Annotated in this window: 13 protein-coding genes; 5 read left to right on the forward strand and 8 right to left on the reverse strand. The window is 57.2% G+C overall.

What is annotated here, in order from left to right; translation table 11 throughout:
- The first annotated feature begins 1 nt into the window (after window position 1).
- Both AC2FJW_RS07455 and mfd read left to right on the forward strand, forming a co-directional pair.
- The gene (locus AC2FJW_RS07455; RefSeq protein WP_496695607.1) at window positions 2–529 is read left to right on the forward strand and encodes a component of SufBCD complex; all 528 of its coding nucleotides are present in this window, start codon (window positions 2–4) and stop codon (window positions 527–529) included.
- 18 nt (window positions 530–547) lie between these two features.
- The gene (gene mfd, locus AC2FJW_RS07460; protein WP_496749670.1) at window positions 548–4,003 is read left to right on the forward strand and encodes a transcription-repair coupling factor; all 3,456 of its coding nucleotides are present in this window, start codon (window positions 548–550) and stop codon (window positions 4,001–4,003) included.
- Here the strand turns inward: mfd and AC2FJW_RS07465 are convergent.
- From AC2FJW_RS07465 to AC2FJW_RS07485, 5 genes are all read right to left on the reverse strand, one after another.
- A complete protein-coding gene (locus tag AC2FJW_RS07465; RefSeq protein ID WP_496749671.1) occupies window positions 4,000–4,668 on the reverse strand; it encodes an SH3 domain-containing protein in 669 nt (222 codons plus the stop codon). The two genes, mfd and AC2FJW_RS07465, sit on opposite strands and share 4 nt — an antisense overlap.
- A complete protein-coding gene (locus tag AC2FJW_RS07470) occupies window positions 4,665–6,329 on the reverse strand; it encodes a tetratricopeptide repeat protein (protein WP_496749672.1) in 1,665 nt (554 codons plus the stop codon). Before AC2FJW_RS07470 ends, AC2FJW_RS07465 begins: the two co-directional genes overlap by 4 nt.
- A 57-nt stretch (window positions 6,330–6,386) precedes the next feature.
- Window positions 6,387–7,595 (reverse strand): multidrug effflux MFS transporter, encoded by a 1,209-nt coding sequence (locus AC2FJW_RS07475; protein WP_496749673.1) that lies wholly within the window; start codon window positions 7,593–7,595, stop codon window positions 6,387–6,389.
- A 75-nt stretch (window positions 7,596–7,670) separates the two neighbouring features.
- Window positions 7,671–8,330, reverse strand: a complete 660-nt coding sequence (locus tag AC2FJW_RS07480; protein WP_142633547.1) for a DsbA family oxidoreductase — start codon at window positions 8,328–8,330, stop codon at window positions 7,671–7,673.
- A complete protein-coding gene (locus AC2FJW_RS07485) occupies window positions 8,327–9,844 on the reverse strand; it encodes a class I adenylate-forming enzyme family protein (protein WP_496749674.1) in 1,518 nt (505 codons plus the stop codon). The genes AC2FJW_RS07480 and AC2FJW_RS07485 overlap by 4 nt, the downstream gene beginning before the upstream one ends.
- Window positions 9,845–9,909: 65 nt before the next feature.
- On the opposite strand from AC2FJW_RS07485, the gene AC2FJW_RS07490 reads away from it, so the two are divergent.
- Entirely contained in the window at window positions 9,910–10,533 is a 624-nt protein-coding gene (locus tag AC2FJW_RS07490; protein WP_496695598.1) for a helix-turn-helix domain-containing protein, read from the forward strand.
- Here the strand turns inward: AC2FJW_RS07490 and AC2FJW_RS07495 are convergent.
- Together AC2FJW_RS07495 and AC2FJW_RS07500 are read right to left on the reverse strand one after the other, a co-directional pair.
- A complete protein-coding gene (locus AC2FJW_RS07495; protein ID WP_142633552.1) occupies window positions 10,522–10,758 on the reverse strand; it encodes a hypothetical protein in 237 nt (78 codons plus the stop codon). The genes AC2FJW_RS07490 and AC2FJW_RS07495 overlap by 12 nt on opposite strands.
- A gap of 561 nt (window positions 10,759–11,319) precedes the next feature.
- Window positions 11,320–13,146 (reverse strand): extracellular solute-binding protein, encoded by a 1,827-nt coding sequence (locus AC2FJW_RS07500; RefSeq protein ID WP_496749675.1) that lies wholly within the window; start codon window positions 13,144–13,146, stop codon window positions 11,320–11,322.
- 291 nt (window positions 13,147–13,437) lie between these two features.
- Between AC2FJW_RS07500 and AC2FJW_RS07505 the strand changes: the two genes are divergently transcribed.
- Together AC2FJW_RS07505 and AC2FJW_RS07510 are read left to right on the forward strand one after the other, a co-directional pair.
- A complete protein-coding gene (locus AC2FJW_RS07505) occupies window positions 13,438–14,211 on the forward strand; it encodes a 3-hydroxybutyrate dehydrogenase (RefSeq protein WP_142633555.1) in 774 nt (257 codons plus the stop codon).
- An 18-nt stretch (window positions 14,212–14,229) separates the two neighbouring features.
- The gene (locus AC2FJW_RS07510) at window positions 14,230–15,255 is read left to right on the forward strand and encodes a patatin-like phospholipase family protein (RefSeq protein ID WP_496749676.1); all 1,026 of its coding nucleotides are present in this window, start codon (window positions 14,230–14,232) and stop codon (window positions 15,253–15,255) included.
- Here the strand turns inward: AC2FJW_RS07510 and AC2FJW_RS07515 are convergent, their stop codons facing one another.
- Window positions 15,256–15,933, reverse strand: coding sequence for a DUF502 domain-containing protein (locus tag AC2FJW_RS07515; RefSeq protein ID WP_142633557.1), 678 nt, complete (start codon window positions 15,931–15,933; stop codon window positions 15,256–15,258). It abuts the gene before it with no gap.
- Between the last annotated feature and the right edge of the window lie 26 nt (window positions 15,934–15,959).

A 15,959-nucleotide genomic window follows, 5' to 3' on the forward strand; every position in this document is an offset into this window, starting at 1 on the left:
CGTGGACTTATACTCTTCGATTTTTGAACTCATCGACATGCGCAGCTTTTCGAATCTCTGGTATTGGATCGGGCTTGCGGTGTTGTGGTCATCGGCCAGCCACTGGGCCATGGGCGTGCCGTTTGACCTTGTTGTGCGCGCAAGACGGGTAGGCGGGCAATCGGAACAGGATTTGATGGATATCGTCCGCATTAACGGAAACCGATTGCTCTATATATTGGAGGTATCCGGCCTCGCGATATTAGCGTTTAGTTGTTTTCTGTTCACGGGTCTCGCCACTTTGGGGTTCTACTACGGGCTTGAATTTGCGCAGGCCGTGTTTTTATTGCTGTTTCCGGTTTGTCTTGTCGTGCTGATCAATGTATCAGCCGCACGGAAACTGCGCCGGGAAACACCCAGTCTGGAGTATATTTCCAAGATTCTTACGCGCTGCCGGATCTATACCCAGATAGTTGGTATGATTTCGATCTTGATCACTTCGCTTTGGGGCATGTACCAGAATTTTTCCATCGGCGTCCCGGGTTGGTAAAATCAGAAAGGCTTGGCGATGACGGGTCCGAACCAAGTAATCGTTGGCGGCGCCCCCGAAGGGTTTGACGCGCAGCTTGTCCTGAATGAGCTGGCGCGCTCGGGCGGGCCGGTGTGCCATGTAGCGCGTGATGACAAACGGCTTGAGGCGATGCGCGCGGCGCTTGCCTTTTTTGCGCCTGACATGCCGGTATTTGTGTTCCCAGGCTGGGATTGTCTGCCATATGATCGGGTATCGCCCAATGCCGATATCTCGGCAGCGCGTGTGGCCACCCTTGCCGCACTTGTGCACCAGATGCCGCAGCAATATGTGCTGCTGACAACTCTGAACGCCGCAACCCAACGCGTGCCTGCCCGTGCGGTGCTGAGAGAGGCGGCGTTTACCGCCCGTGTCGATCACCGCATTGATGAAACCGCGCTGCGGAATTTCCTTGTGCGCATGGGGTTCACGCAAAGCCCGACCGTGATGGAGCCTGGCGATTATGCCGTTCGAGGGGGTATCATCGACATTTTCCCGCCCGGCGAATCCGGGCCGGTGCGGCTGGACCTGTTCGGGGATGTTCTGGATGGAGCACGTCGGTTTGATCCGGTGTCGCAACGTACGACCGAAAAGCTGGCTGTTGTGGAGCTGGCACCAGTGTCCGAGGTCATTCTAGATGACGCGGCCATCACCCGGTTTCGGCAAAATTATCGCATCGAGTTCGGGGCGGCGGGCACAGATGATCCCCTGTACGAGGCCGTTAGCGCAGGGCGCAAGCATCAGGGGATCGAACACTGGCTGCCGTTCTTTCACGAAAAGCTGGAAACGCTGTTTGATTATCTGCCCGGTGCCACCATCTCGCTGGATGATCAGGTCACGCCCGCGCGTTTGGCGCGGTGGGACACGATTGCGGATCAATACGAAACGCGGCGGCTCGCGCTTGAGAACCGGTCGCGCATGGACACGGTGTATAAACCGACACCACCGGGCCTACTGTATCTCGATGACACTGCTTGGGAACAAGCTGTCGGCGATAGGCGCGTTCTGCAATTCAATGCATTGCCTCAGGCCCTTGGGCCCGGGGTGATTGACGCAGGTGGACGGATTGGACGGAATTTCGCGCCCGAGCGGCAGCAGGAAAGCATCAGCTTGTTCGGAGCACTGGCCAGCCATATCACCGACAAAATGGCCAAGGGGCCGGTTCTGATTGCCTCTTATTCCGAAGGGGCCCGCGAACGTCTGACTGGGCTGATCGAGGATGAAGGCCTTGCCGAGGCGATCCCCGTGCCCGACGGTACGCGTATCGGCAAACGCGGGCTGCATCTGGCCGTCTGGGCGCTGGAGCACGGGTTCGAAACGCCCGACCTGACCGTGATCGCCGAACAGGATGTGCTGGGCGATCGGCTGATCCGGCAGCCCAAAAAGCGCCGCAAGGCCGAAAATTTCCTGACCGAAACCCAATCCCTCAGCCCGGGTGATTTGGTGGTCCATGTGGATCATGGCATCGGGCGTTATCTGGGGATGGAGGTCGTGACGGCGGCCGGTGCCGCCCATGAATGTCTGCTGCTGGAATACGCAGAACAATCCAAACTGTACCTGCCGGTCGAAAACATCGAACTGCTGTCGCGATACGGTCATGATGAGGGTCTGCTGGACCGATTGGGGGGCGGCGCGTGGCAGGCCAAGAAGGCCAAGCTGAAAGAGCGCATCCGCGAGATGGCGGATAAACTGATCCGCATCGCTGCCGAACGGGCTTTGCGCAAGGCCCCGATTATGGACCCGCCTCCGCACGCGTGGGAGGAGTTCAGTGCGCGCTTTCCCTATCAGGAAACTGACGATCAGCTGCGCGCAATCGGTGAGGTCATGGAAGACATGCATTCCGGCGCGCCGATGGATCGTCTGATTTGTGGCGACGTGGGCTTTGGCAAGACCGAGGTCGCAATGCGTGCCGCTTTCGTTGCCGCAATGTCGGGCGTGCAAGTGGCGGTGATCGCACCGACAACGCTGTTGGCACGCCAGCACGCGGCCAGCTTCAAGGATCGCTTCCGGGGCTTCCCGCTTGAGGTGCGGCAGCTGTCCCGCTTCATCTCGGCCAAAGAGGCGCAACAGACCCGTGATGGGTTGGCGCGCGGCACGGTGGATATTGTAATCGGCACCCATGCCTTGCTGGCAAAAGCGATACGGTTCAACAATCTGGGTCTGCTGATCATCGACGAGGAACAGCATTTCGGTGTTGGCCACAAGGAGCGTCTGAAACAGCTGCGTAGCGATATCCACGTCCTGACCCTGACCGCGACGCCGATTCCACGAACGCTGCAACTGTCCCTGACCGGCGTGCGTGACCTGTCGATCATCGGCACACCTCCCATCGACCGGCTGGCGATCCGCACCTATGTCAGTGAGTTCGACGCGGTCACGATCCGCGAAGCCCTGCTGCGTGAACATTACCGTGGTGGGCAGAGTTTCTATGTCGTGCCGCGCATCTCGGACCTACCCGAGATTGAGGAATTCCTGAAAGAGCAACTGCCCGAGCTGACTTATATGGTGGCGCATGGGCAGATGGCGGCGGGGGAACTCGACGATCGGATGAATGCGTTCTACGACGGCAAATACGATGTTTTGCTGGCCACCACGATTGTGGAAAGCGGGCTGGATATCCCGACAGCAAATACGATGGTTGTGCACCGGGCGGATATGTTCGGCCTGGCGCAGCTCTATCAGATCCGCGGCAGGGTCGGGCGGTCGAAAACCCGCGCCTATGCCTATCTGACCACAAAGCCGCGTGCCCGCCTGACCGCCACGGCCGAAAAACGGCTGCGCGTTCTGGGCTCGCTCGACACGTTGGGGGCGGGGTTCACGTTGGCGTCTCAGGACCTTGATATTCGAGGGGCGGGTAACCTGTTGGGCGAGGAACAGTCGGGCCAAATGCGCGATGTGGGCTATGAACTCTACCAGTCGATGCTGGAAGAGGCGATTGCCAAGATCAAGGCCGGTGAGATGGAAGGCCTGTCGGATGCAGATGACCAATGGGCGCCGCAGATCAATCTTGGCGTCCCGGTCCTGATCCCCGAGGATTATGTGCCCGATCTGGATGTCCGCCTGGGCCTGTATCGCCGTTTGTCGTCGCTGTCGACCAAGGTGGAATTGGAAGGCTTCGCCGCTGAATTGATCGACCGCTTTGGCACGCTGCCGAAAGAGGTCAACACCCTGATGCTGGTCGTGCGCATCAAGGCGATGTGCAAACGGGCAGGGATTGCCAAGCTAGATGGCGGGCCCAAAGGCGCGACGATCCAGTTTCACAACGACAAATTCGCCTCGCCTCAGGGGCTGGTCGAGTTCATCCAGAACCAGCGCGGGTTGGCCAAGGTCAAGGATAACAAGATCGTCGTGCGCCGCGATTGGAAGAAGGACAGCGACAAGATCAAGGGGGCCTTTGCCATCGCCCGCGATCTGGCGGAAAAGCTGGTGGCCGAAAAGAAAAGAGCCAAAGCCTAGTCACCGCTGACAAAGGTGCACAACTGCCATTCGCCAGTTTCAGATTTTGCCAATGCCGCCCGATAACCAGTCATAGGCCACAGGAAATCGCTGTGCATATAGCCCTGACCCCCATCAGTCAGCAGAACCCTCTGGTATTGCGCGATGGGAGAGACGTCGCGGATGATGACGACCTCATAGCTGATGAGGTCGAGTATGGCCGCGCCTCGATTTGGTGCGTTGCGCAGAGTTACATCCTGAGCGGTCACAAAATAGGCCAACGCCGGATCCAGCGAAGCGGGTAGGGTGAGCTGCCATTGGTGGGGCATCCAGAACTCGCCGTCTTCGTTGAAATAGCCAGGCTGTGTCAGGGTGTTTTCCAGATCGGACCAAAAGGTTTCAACAACCTTTTCGCTGTCATCATCATCTTGCTCTGACGTTGCCGGTCCGGGAGTAAGATACTCGCGCAGCTCGTCCGGGCCGCCATTGCCGCCGTGGCTAAGGTAAATATCCGGGCAGGCAACAGACAGCACGCCTTCGATGTCGCGCTCGGCTACCATGTTCAGCAGGTTTGCCCGGAACGAGACGAGGGTGACATCCCGCTCGGCCTCGTCGACGGGCGGAAAGGATTGTCGATCCGCCAGCGCCGGGCTGCAGAGCAAAGCGAGCAGAAAGGCGTATCTCATTCGGCGGCCCTCATGGCGGCTTGGGCACAGAAACAGGACGCCCCAACAGCCCGGTCCGCACGAGCCAAAGCCAAATCCAGCCGTTGCCTGATCTGCACGATCTCAACCGTCTCACCGCGCGCCTTCAGGCAGTCATGCAGGCCCTTGAGGCTCCAGACATTGTCAGGATGGACAGAGGCACGGCTGAGCGTACCGCCCAACCCCAAATCCTCGCGGTATATGGCCTCGGCTTCGGCGGTATGCCCTTGTTCGAACAGCAATGCACCCAACGCGTGTCGAGTGGGCTGCATCCATCCCCATGGCTCGTCATAGGGCAAGGTGTCGTCCAGTTCGACCGAGCGGCGCAGATGGGCGTAGGCCGCATCGTAGTTTTCCATGCGATACTCGATTTCGCCACGCAGCATTTCGCGGGCAATGTCCAGCAGGTCGATCACGCGGTTATTGTGCAGCAATCGCGTTTCTGGCACGCGGGCCTTGGCAGCGAGGAACAACTGCTCTTCGGCTTCGGCTTCGCTGACCTGCCCAGTGGCGGCAAAAGCAATGGCCCGGGCATAATGCGTGGTTGCCGTGAGAGTGCAGTACAGTTCGGGGTCCGAGGGCAGCTCAAGCGCCATTGCCTCTTCCCAACGGCCAAACCGGATCAGGATATGCGGGCCCATTGACATGTAACTTTCGAAGAAATCCGCCATAGGCGGGCTTTCTATGCGCAGCATGTCTTCGGGTGTGGTGTCCCACAATCCCTGATTGGCCCGCAGAGCAGGTTCCATCTGTCCCAGAAATAGGGCGCCATATATGACAAAATGATAATTGTGCTGGCGGTAGCCGGTGTAGATGTTGAACGCGCCTTCGCGTTCGTAATATTTCAGGTCGGCCTCAACGGCTTTTTGGTTCCAGTGGACGACGTTCTGGTAATGGCCGCACAGCACATCGATATGGGTGGGCATATGCACCAAATGGCCCGCATCGGGCACCAGCGTACGCAGGATGTCCCCGGCCTTCAGCGCCTTTTCCGGGGTGGGCGACATTTCCATCAGGTGAACATACAAGTGCAGCAGGCCGGGGTGGGTCATCGCTGCCGGATCATTCGCCATCGCCGCTTCCAGCGCTTGTTGCGCTTCGACAGTGGCGGCCCCCTTTGCGGGTTGGCCTGACTGCAGGTCCCACATCTGCCAGGGGGTCAGGTTCATCAGCGACTCTACATAGATCGAGCGCAGGTCCAGCTGATCGGGATGATTTTTGAAGGCCGCGCGCATGGCATCGGCAAAATCCCGATCCCACCCGTTCATATCCTCAATCGGATCGCGCTGTGGGTATCGTGCAGGCATCGTGTGGATCAGGGCACGCTCGAACGGGGTGCATCGGTCGGCTAAGGCCAGCGCCTGTTGAGTTGCATCATAAGCCTGCGCCAGAGCCTTTACCCGTCCCTGGTCGTCCAGCCGATCCCATGGCAGGTTGTAATTCGGCCCGCCTGCATAGGTGATGCCCCAATAAGCCATGGCGCAATCCGGGTCAGCCTCGGCCGATCGCTGAAAACACGCGACAGCTTCGTCGTGGTTAAAGCCGTATGTCCAGTTCAGTCCACGATCAAACCAGACCTGTGCCTCGGGCGATGTGGTAGTGACTGGACAGGTATGCGTGCCCAGATCGTAGTAGTCGCTCATTGAAAATCTCCCCTCGAAACAAGGGGAGGATAACGTGTTTCACGCGCTCTGCACAGATCAGGCGGGCAATCTGTCTTCTATCCGGCCCATATACAGCATCAGGCCGAACCCCATCGTGCACATAGTCAGGACACCTACTGCCAAGGGCAGGATCGATCCGTCAAACAACTGTCCCAAGGGGGCTGCTACTGCAGCGGCCAGAACGGTTGATACCGCGCCTATGACTGACGCTGCCATGCCCGCAATATGGCCCATCGGCTCCATCGCGATGGCATTCAGGTTGCCCATCGTCATACCGGCCATGAAGAACACGGCAGTCTGCCAACTGACAAAAAGCGCAAATGAGGCGCCATCAGAAAGGTCCAGACCATTCATTACCATGACAAAACACGTAAAGATGATCTGTGCGCCCAAAGTCCAGGTTACAATCCGGCGCATCCCCAATCGGATGACCAAAGTCGCGTTCAACAAACTGGCCGAGCCAGCCATCAGAGCAACGAAACCAAACCAGAATGGGAAACTGTCTGCTCTGTCGTAGATGATGTCATAAACAGGTTGTACCATCGTCAGCATGGTGAACAGCATCCCAAGGCAAAGCGTTTGCACCATGATCGAAACCCGCACAGTCGGGTGTGCAAACATCTGCCGCGCGGCATCAATCATAAGCGGCAGGCACAGGGGACGGCGATTTTCGGGTGCCAGAGGTTCGCTCAGACGCAGGCCCATCCACGTGATGGTGATCAAAGAGAACAACATGAACGAAGCGAAGATGCCGCGCCACCCGGCCAGAGCGATCACCCCGGCACCCATCATGGGCGCGATGGCGGGAACCAGCGTAAAGATCATCATGGCAATCGAGACGATGCGGGCCATCTCACGGCCGGAATAGAGGTCACGGATAATGGCCATGGCCACCACGCGTGGGGCCGCGCTGCCGATGCCTTGAAAGATGCGCGCAATCAACAGCATCTCAAGCGAGGAGGTGGCCCAGGCGACTGCGGCAGACAGGATATACAGCGCAGAGCCGACGTAAATTACCGGCTTGCGCCCGAATGCATCCGACAGAGGGCCGGTGAAAAATGTGCCGATTCCCATGCCCAGCACAAATGAGGTCAGGATCAACTGCGCCTTGTTTGCATCACCTGGGCTGAGTTGCGCGCTGATCTGCGGCAGGGCGGGCAGCATCGAGTCGATAGAAAACGCGATTGTCGCAAACATCATTGCGATCAAAGCGACAAATTCTCCGCGCGGCATGCGATTACTCATGGGGCTCTCCTGACCCGTTCGCGCTATCACAGAGGATTGGGCACGGCCAGTGGTCAGAATGCACAGGAGGCTGTGCTATTTTGCAGGGGAAGCCTCGATTTGAGACATGATTTCACCGATCACGCGTTCCCACATTTCCGGTGGTTGCGCGCCGGGGACAGCATGTTGGTTGGCAACGATAAAAGTCGGTACCGACGTCACACCCATCTGCCGGGAATGCGCGTCACGGTTGCTGATGTCTGTGCGGTCGGCGTCGGATTTCAGCAGCTTCATGACGACGGCGGCGTCCATCCCCTGACTGTCGGCAATATCCGCCAGAACCTCGTGGTCGCCGATATCGCGACCCTGTACAAAATAGGCCTGAAACAGGGCATCAACTATAGCGTTCTGCTTGTTTTCGATCCCGGCCCAGTGGATCAGCCGATGAGCGTCCAGCGTGTTCGGGGTACGCTTCATCCCCTCAAAGTCGATGCCCAACCCTGCGTTTTCGGCATGCTCGACCACCGGGGCATACGCACGGATGGCTCCGTCTTTGCCGCCGAATTTGCGCTCCAAGTATTCGCGCCGATCCATGCCTTCGACCGGCATATCGGGGTTCAGCTGAAAGGGGTGCCATTCAATGATGAATGGATGGTCCGGAGTTGCAGCCAACGCCTTGTCCAGATGAGTCTTGCCAATATAGCACCAGGGGCAGATCGGGTCAGACATGATGTCGAGCTTGACGGTCTGGGTCATGTATTGGTCGCCTTGAAATAGGCCGGCAGCGCCCGGCGCAAAAGTTTGCCATTGCCGCCTGTTGGCAGCTGAGGCAGATGGATAAAGGCGCGCGGTTGCTTATAGCGCGCCAGATTTGTCTCGACATAGGCGCGCAGGGCGTCCTCGTCCAGCTTTTCCGGCCCGGTATAGAATGCCACTATGACAAAACTGTCCTGCTTGACCTCAACGGTGGCCGCGCCGACCTGCGTGATGCCGGGATATCGGGACAATGTGGCCTCGACCTCGATCGGTGAGACCCGGTAGCCGCCTGCATTCATCATATCATCGTCTCGGCCAAGATAGGTGATCTGACCATCAACTGCCATTGCACCTTGATCGCCGGTCAGAAACCACTCGCCCTGCATCCTGGCCTGCGCTTCGTCCGGCGCGTTGAGATAGGTCAGCATTAGGCCGGGGTCTGATCGGTGGATGGCGATGGTCCCTTCTTTCCCCTGTGGAACCGGCCCGTCTGGACCCAGAATTGCCACACGTCGCCCGGGTTGTGGTTGCCCCAGTGCATCGCCACGTGCCGGATAGGCTGGGCTTGAAGAGATGAAGGTCGAGCATTCGGACATTCCAAAAGCTTCATACAACTCGCGCCCGGTGATCCGTGTCCATTTCTGGTGCAGATGCCGTGAGAGTTTTTCACCAGCGCAAAGACCGTGCCTCAGATCGGGAAGGTGCAGATCGTTTGCTTCGTTCAAAATTTTCCGAAACACGCCCGGAGCTGCAGCAAACATCGTGGCACGGTGATTGCGCAGCATTTCGGGTAGGGTCGACAGATCGGTGCCGGGTTCCGGTATCAACGCTGTCGCGCCAATGGTCCAGGGATCCATCAGTCCTGTCCCCAACGTATAGGTCCAGTTGAACGCACCTGCATGGCACAATCGATCCGTTTCCTGCAGGCCGTACCACCCATCCACCATCATCTGCCGCGCCCAAATTGCACGATGGGCATGTGCAACGGCCCGTGGCTTGCCCGAGGTGCCAGACGTATAGACCACATAAGCCATGTCTTCGGGGTCGCCCATCCGAAACTCGACCAGAGGTAGATCGCGCATCTCGCGCAGTTGGCTCAAAGATATCTGGTTCGGGTGATCCGCGCTGGCGATATCGGGATCGCGCAATATGGCGGCGGGCTTCAGATCTTGGATGATCTTTGCCGTTTCCGGCTGTGTCAGCTGTGACGATGTCGGCACGGGTACAATGCCGACCGCGATTGCACCCAGATAGGTTATTGGGAAATCAACCGTGTTCCCCAAACGCATCAAGACCAGATCGCCCGGTTTCAGACCGGCCCGCAGCAGACCTGTACCGGTTGCAAGGATCGCGCGTTTCAACGCAGAAAAGCTCCAGTTCTGTGCCGACGTTGCGCCAAGTACCGACAAGGCAATCTTGTCGCCATTGCGATCTGCTTGACGCAACACATGCGCGGCCAGATTGAAAGGGGTGGGGCAGGCCTTGGGCGGGCCTTGATCGAAAAGGGAAAGCATGGCGTCTGGCTAACGCGGCAACTGCTGCGTTGCAAGCGGGACAGGCTGGCCCTATAGAGTGGCGCATGAGAACCAAAGAGCAGACATCTCTGATCCGAATTGCCCGAAACTCGGGCGAGCACACAGAGGTCGAACCGCTGGACCTTGGCGTCCGTGTGCGTGAATTGCGCAAGGCGCGCAACTGGACTTTGGAACAAGCGGCCAATCAGGCGGGATTGGCGCGTTCAACACTCAGCAAAATCGAAAATGGGCAGATGTCGCCTACATACGATGCGCTGAAGAAACTGGCGATCGGGCTGGAAATCTCTGTTCCGCAGCTGTTCACGCCGCCACAGCGCGAGCAGGTGATCGGGCGTATGGCTGTGACCCGGATGGGGCAAGGTACCAGCCACGCAACCACAACATACGAGCACGAACTGCTGGCTGAGACGCTTACGAAAAAGCAGATGCTGCCCTATCGCGCCCGTGTACGTGCCCGGTCGATGGATGAGTTTGAAGGGTGGGTCCGCCACGATGGCGAAGAATTCCTGTACGTGCTGACGGGTGTTGTTCGCCTGTATACCGAGTTCTACGAACCCGTCGAAATGCGCCGCGGTGACAGCGCCTATTACGACGGCAGCATGGGGCATAATGTCGTTTCGGTCAGTGAAGAAGACGCGATGATCCTGTGGGTGACGTCACTTACCTAGATGTTTGGTGACTTCACGGGTTAGCGCTTCGGTGAATAGGAAATCCTCAAGCTCTTCATGTGCTTCGTTTACCGTCAGATGATGACGTTCGGCCAGATAAGCCTCGAATTGCGCACGGTCGCGCCCGACCGCATCCATGTCTCGGTCGCGCAAATTGGGAAACCGCCGTTTTGCACGGGCGTACATTTCATTCCAATCTTGCGTCAGATCGTTCCACTTAAACATCTATTGGGCTTTCTGTTTGTCTGGCTACAGATCTGCTCGGCCCTGAATTCAGGGTACGAATGGTGTTTGCAGGTAGGGCTATGGCAAAATGTCGCACCTTGAGCGTGCGAAGTTTAAATCAGTTAGGCCCGCCACAGGAAATCTGAGACGGGCCTACGGACCAAATAGTTTTGAGTGAGTGGAGGCTGGTCCGAAAATACTGTTCCTGATATTGTAACACAGCTATGTGTCGGTAATGTTTGGCGTAATTCAAATTGGATACATTTGTACTAGTCGCAGGCTATATCTTTCGAACCCGTTACGTAAAGCCCCTTGTTGAAATTTTTCAAATTTGTCTGAAACTAGGGATCGCATCAATTTATAGCGGAATGCCCACGGCATTTACCTGCATGTCGTGGTACTGCGGGTCTGTGCCAGAATCCGCCGAAGGGTATGAGACCCACACAGCAAACGCCGAACCGGTCTTATTGCATCACATCTGCAGTGGTTGCGATCCTCTGGAACGAGATTGGCACGGACAGTTAGCAATTAGGAAAGGACAGGGCCGCCTCTTTTAAGGCGCTATTCCTCGTACCACCAGACCTGCGGCATGTATTCCGGCCCGTCGCCGTAAATGGGCAGGGTTTCCGGCTGTTTCAGCTCACGCGCATGTGCAATCCGGCCGACGTCAAAGCTCCAGATCGGGATGACATACCGGCCAGCGGTTAGAACGCGATCCAGCGCGCGGGTCGCAGACACGAAATCTTCGTGGCTTTCAGAGGCCAGCATCGTATCGATCAAACCGTCCACTGCTGGCGACTGAACCCCCATCAGGTTACGTGTTCCTGCCGTGTCGGCATTTTCACTGCCCCAATACAGGCGTTGTTCGTTGCCCGGCGACAGGGAAAGAGCCCGGCGAAATGGGGTCATGTCAAAATCATGCGCATCCATCCGAGAGGTGTATTGTGCGTCGTCGATTTTTTCGACTGTAAGCTCGATGCCAAGCCGTTCGAGCGTACGCGCATAGATTTCTGCGATGGTTCCAACATTCTGGACAACGTTGAGGCTGCCCTGGCTGATGACCATGTCAACGATGAACGCTTCGCCATCTGCGTTTCGCAATACGCCATCCTGAACTGTCCAGCCAGCCTTTTGCAGAAGCTTGGTTGCCTTGCGCAAATTGGCCCTGTTGCGTTCCGAACCGTCACCTACCGGCAGCTCGTAACCTTCCAGCGTACCGGGCAACAGTGTATCGGCGTACGGCTGCAGCAGTTCAGCCACCTGACCGGTGGCAGTACCGGGCTGCATCGCCAGATCCGAGCCCGAGAAATACGAGGTTATCCGCGGTTGCGCGCTTCCGGTGACGGTGTCGTTGATGAATTCGAAATTGAAAGCCAGAGTCAGAGCCTCGCGCACGCGCCAATCATCGAAGGGTGGCTTGCGCGTATTCATGACAAATCCGGTCATGCCCGAAGGCTTGCGATGCGGGATTTCGGTTTTCACCACATCGCCGCGCTGTACCGCGGGGAAGTTATACTGGTTGTTCCACTTATCGGCGTTAAACTCGCGCACGGCTGAGAGCTCGCCTGCTTTGAAGGCCTCGAATGCGACTGTGCCATCCCCGTAGAACTCGATCCGCATCTCATCCAGATTCATGGTGCCGCGCCGAAACGGAATGTCAGCGCCCCAGTAATCCGGATTGCGACGCAGGTTCACATACCGTCCGGCTTCGTACCCGTCGATGACATACGGTCCAGACCCCAGGGGGATGTCTTGCAGCGGCGCGTCGGCAAAGTCTTTACCCTCCCACTGTGCCTTCTGAAGGATTGGGCGCATCCCGGCGATCAGCGCAAGCTCGCGGTCGGGGTCGTTAAACGTGATGCGGACGGAACGCGGTCCGGTTTGTTCGATACTGTCGATCTTTCCCCAAAGGCCGCGATATCTCAGGTGCCCTTCGGTTCCCAAAGTCTCATATGACCAGATGACATCCTCGACAGTGACCGGTGATCCATCCGAGAATCGGGCATTCTCTCGCAGGGTAAATTCGACCCAGGATCGGTCTGGAGCCGTCTCAACTGATTCGGCTAACAACCCGTAAAGAGTGAAAGGTTCGTCCCAGGAACGCCCCATCAGGCTTTCATGGGTCCAAAATCGCAACTGCCAGGGTGACGTGCCTTTTTGCACAAACGGGTTAAGACTGTTATAGCCGCCGGTATTTCCAAATACGACTTTGCCGCCTCTGGGTGCATCAGCGTTGACATAGGGTAGCGACACAAAATCCGGTGGTAGGGCAGGGTCGCCATACATAGCTATGCCATGGGTCGATTCTGCATGGGCTGCTGCAACGGCAAAAACACTAACGATTCCCGCGATCATAGGGCGAACGGGGCGAAGAAAATCGGGGCTCATTTTGGAAACAATCCTGCTCTGGCCTTATTTTGTTGGGATTCACCGTAGCCATGATTTTTCATATTATCAAACTTTTAGCTTGGACGAAGGCGTGGAATTGCTTATAAAGGGCGTACTGCTCGATAGGTTTCTTGCCTGTATGAAACCTGCCTCAATAACTTAACGCCCGCTTCGTGCGGGCGTTTTTTTTGTGCGATTTTCACTGATACAGCGCGGCCAATCTTTCCCCGTTTTCTTTGCAGGTGCAGCATGGCACTGTGCCGTCAACACGGAATCTGACGGAGAGCACCCATGAGTCTTTCAGGCAAAACAGCAATCATCACAGGATCGAATTCGGGCATTGGGCTGGGCATCGCCCGCGAGCTGGCCAAGGCCGGGGCGGATGTGGTGCTGAATTCGTTTACTGACCGCGACGAAGATCATGCTCTGGCCGCAGAGATCGGGCAGGAAACCGGAACCAACGCGCGCTATATCAAAGCGGACATGTCCAAGGGTGACGAGTGTCGGGCGCTGATCGAAAAGGCTGGAGCCTGCGATATCCTGGTCAACAATGCCGGCATTCAGCATGTGGCGCCGATTGATCAGTTTCCAACCGACAAATGGGACGCGATCATTGCGATCAACATGAACTCGGCCTTTCACACCACTGCCGCCGCGTTGCCGATGATGCGCAAGGCGGGCTGGGGACGGGTGGTGAATATTGCATCGGCCCATGGGTTGACGGCATCGCCTTTCAAAGCCGCCTATATCGCGGCCAAGCACGGTGTTGTCGGGATGACCAAAACCGTAGCCCTCGAGACCGCACAAGAGCCGATTACCTGTAATGCGATTTGCCCGGGATATGTGCTGACGCCGCTGGTCGAAGAGCAGATACCCAATACGATGAAAGAATACGATATGAGCCGTGAGGATGTCGTGAAGAATGTCCTGCTAAAGCGGCAACCTTCGAAAGAATTCGCTACGGTCGAACAACTGGGCGGTACGACGATCTTTCTGTGCTCGGATGCGGCGGCGCAGATCACCGGCACTACGATTTCAGTTGATGGCGGGTGGACCGCGCTCTGAGCCTTGGGGAGTAGGGCAGTGATACGTATCAATCTGGCTTTGCAGGGCGGCGGCGCGCACGGAGCGTTCACTTGGGGTGTGCTGGATCGTCTGCTGGACGAAGATGATATCGAAGTCGCGGCGATCACGGGAACATCGGCAGGCGCACTGAACGGTGCGGCCTATAAGTCTGGCATGGTACGGGGCGGCCGGGAGGGCGCGCGCACCAATCTGGATGCGCTCTGGGCCCGTATGGGGGCCGTCGATGATACGAACCTGACCAACTGGATGCGTGCGTTTGAGCCCTCACATATCGCACAGTCCATCGAAAATTCGCTGCCGTTTGCTGTAGGCGACGCCTGGTCGCGGTTGGTATCGCCTTATGCCTATGGGCCGTTCTACCGTAACCCCTTGGAGCCCGTGGTTAAGCGCTTTGATTTCGATGAAATATGCGCTGCCGAAGGTCCGCGTCTGTATGTCTGCGCGACATGCGTGCGCAGCGGAAAGATTCGGGTGTTCACAGGGGATGAGCTGTCGACTGAGGCCATCCTTGCGTCCGCCTGTTTGCCAACCTTGTTTCAGGCGGTCGAGATATTCGATCCAAAATCGGGCCGGACCGAGGCTTACTGGGATGGCGGATATACCGGTAATCCAGCTCTGTATCCCTTGTTCAATTCCGATCTGCCCGAGGACGTGGTGATCGTGAACATCAACCCCCTGGAACGGGAAGAAATCCCCAAGACGCCGCAGCAAATCCAGAACCGGATCAATGAGATCGGCTTTAACTCATCGCTGTTTCGGGAACTGAGGGCCATAAGCTTCGTTCAGCGCTTGCTGGAGGATGGCAAGCTGAAAGCGGGCGAAATGAGCCGCGTTCTGGTTCACATGATTGCCGATGACGCGTTGATGAATGACCTCTCGGTCGCGACCAAGACAGTGCCCAACCCTGTGGTCCTGCATAAGCTCAAAGAAGCTGGCCGCAATGCAGCTGATCAGTTTTTGACAGATCACAAGGCCGATTTGGGTGCACGCAGCACGGTCAATCTGCCGGAAATGTTTGGATAGTCATTCTGGTGGCTGGGTCGGGTCTTTGTCGTTCGGGTAAACAAGACCGGCCGAAATCACCAGTTTGGCGGCATCTTCGATCGACATGTCCAAAAGGATGACGTCCTCTATCGGAAAGAACAGCAGGAACCCCGATGTCGGGTTGGGTGTCGTCGGAATGAACACGCTGTACAGATCGCCACCCGCTTCTGCGCGTTCGTTGACTTCTCCCTTAGCGGTGGTCGAGACGAACCCGATGGCCCAGATGCCACGGCGCGGATATTGAACCAGACAGGCTTTTTCAAATGACCGTTCAGTCTGGGCAAAGACGGTCTCGGAAATCTGCTTGATGCCTGAATAGATGGACCGGATGACTGGCATCCTGTTCACCAGGCTTTCGGTGAACGAGATAAAGGATCGGCCCAGGATGCCCTTGGCAACCCAGCCAACCACGACGGTGAACACCAGAAAAAAGATGACACCTACACCGCGCAGGTTGATGCCAACATATTGTTCAGGCTGGAATTGGTGGGGAACCAGCGGCAGAACCGCACTGTCGATCCAGCCGACAACAGACCAGATCAGCCAGATCGTCAACCACACCGGAGCAATAACGACGATGCCCGTCAGAAAGGACGCGCGCAGCCTTGAGAACAGGCCGGGCTGTCGGTTGGGTTCTTCGTCAAAAGGAGTGTTCATTACGGTCCTGAGTGGCTTGCGAATTT

The organism is Ruegeria sp. CDSA020, assembly GCF_059612345.1.

Excerpts from the sequence above, each read along its gene's own strand:
- AC2FJW_RS07500 (WP_496749675.1), bottom strand. The coding sequence starts at position 13,146 with ATGAGCCCCGATTTTCTTCGCCCCGTTCGCCCTATGATCGCGGGAATC.
- AC2FJW_RS07495 (WP_142633552.1), bottom strand. The coding sequence starts at position 10,758 with ATGTTTAAGTGGAACGATCTGACGCAAGATTGGAATGAAATGTACGCC.
- AC2FJW_RS07515 (WP_142633557.1), bottom strand. The coding sequence starts at position 15,933 with ATGAACACTCCTTTTGACGAAGAACCCAACCGACAGCCCGGCCTGTTC.
- AC2FJW_RS07465 (WP_496749671.1), bottom strand. The coding sequence starts at position 4,668 with ATGAGATACGCCTTTCTGCTCGCTTTGCTCTGCAGCCCGGCGCTGGCG.
- AC2FJW_RS07480 (WP_142633547.1), bottom strand. The coding sequence starts at position 8,330 with ATGACCCAGACCGTCAAGCTCGACATCATGTCTGACCCGATCTGCCCC.
- AC2FJW_RS07475 (WP_496749673.1), bottom strand. The coding sequence starts at position 7,595 with ATGAGTAATCGCATGCCGCGCGGAGAATTTGTCGCTTTGATCGCAATG.
- mfd (WP_496749670.1), top strand. The coding sequence starts at position 548 with ATGACGGGTCCGAACCAAGTAATCGTTGGCGGCGCCCCCGAAGGGTTT.
- AC2FJW_RS07490 (WP_496695598.1), top strand. The coding sequence starts at position 9,910 with ATGAGAACCAAAGAGCAGACATCTCTGATCCGAATTGCCCGAAACTCG.
- AC2FJW_RS07505 (WP_142633555.1), top strand. The coding sequence starts at position 13,438 with ATGAGTCTTTCAGGCAAAACAGCAATCATCACAGGATCGAATTCGGGC.
- AC2FJW_RS07470 (WP_496749672.1), bottom strand. The coding sequence starts at position 6,329 with ATGAGCGACTACTACGATCTGGGCACGCATACCTGTCCAGTCACTACC.
- AC2FJW_RS07485 (WP_496749674.1), bottom strand. The coding sequence starts at position 9,844 with ATGCTTTCCCTTTTCGATCAAGGCCCGCCCAAGGCCTGCCCCACCCCT.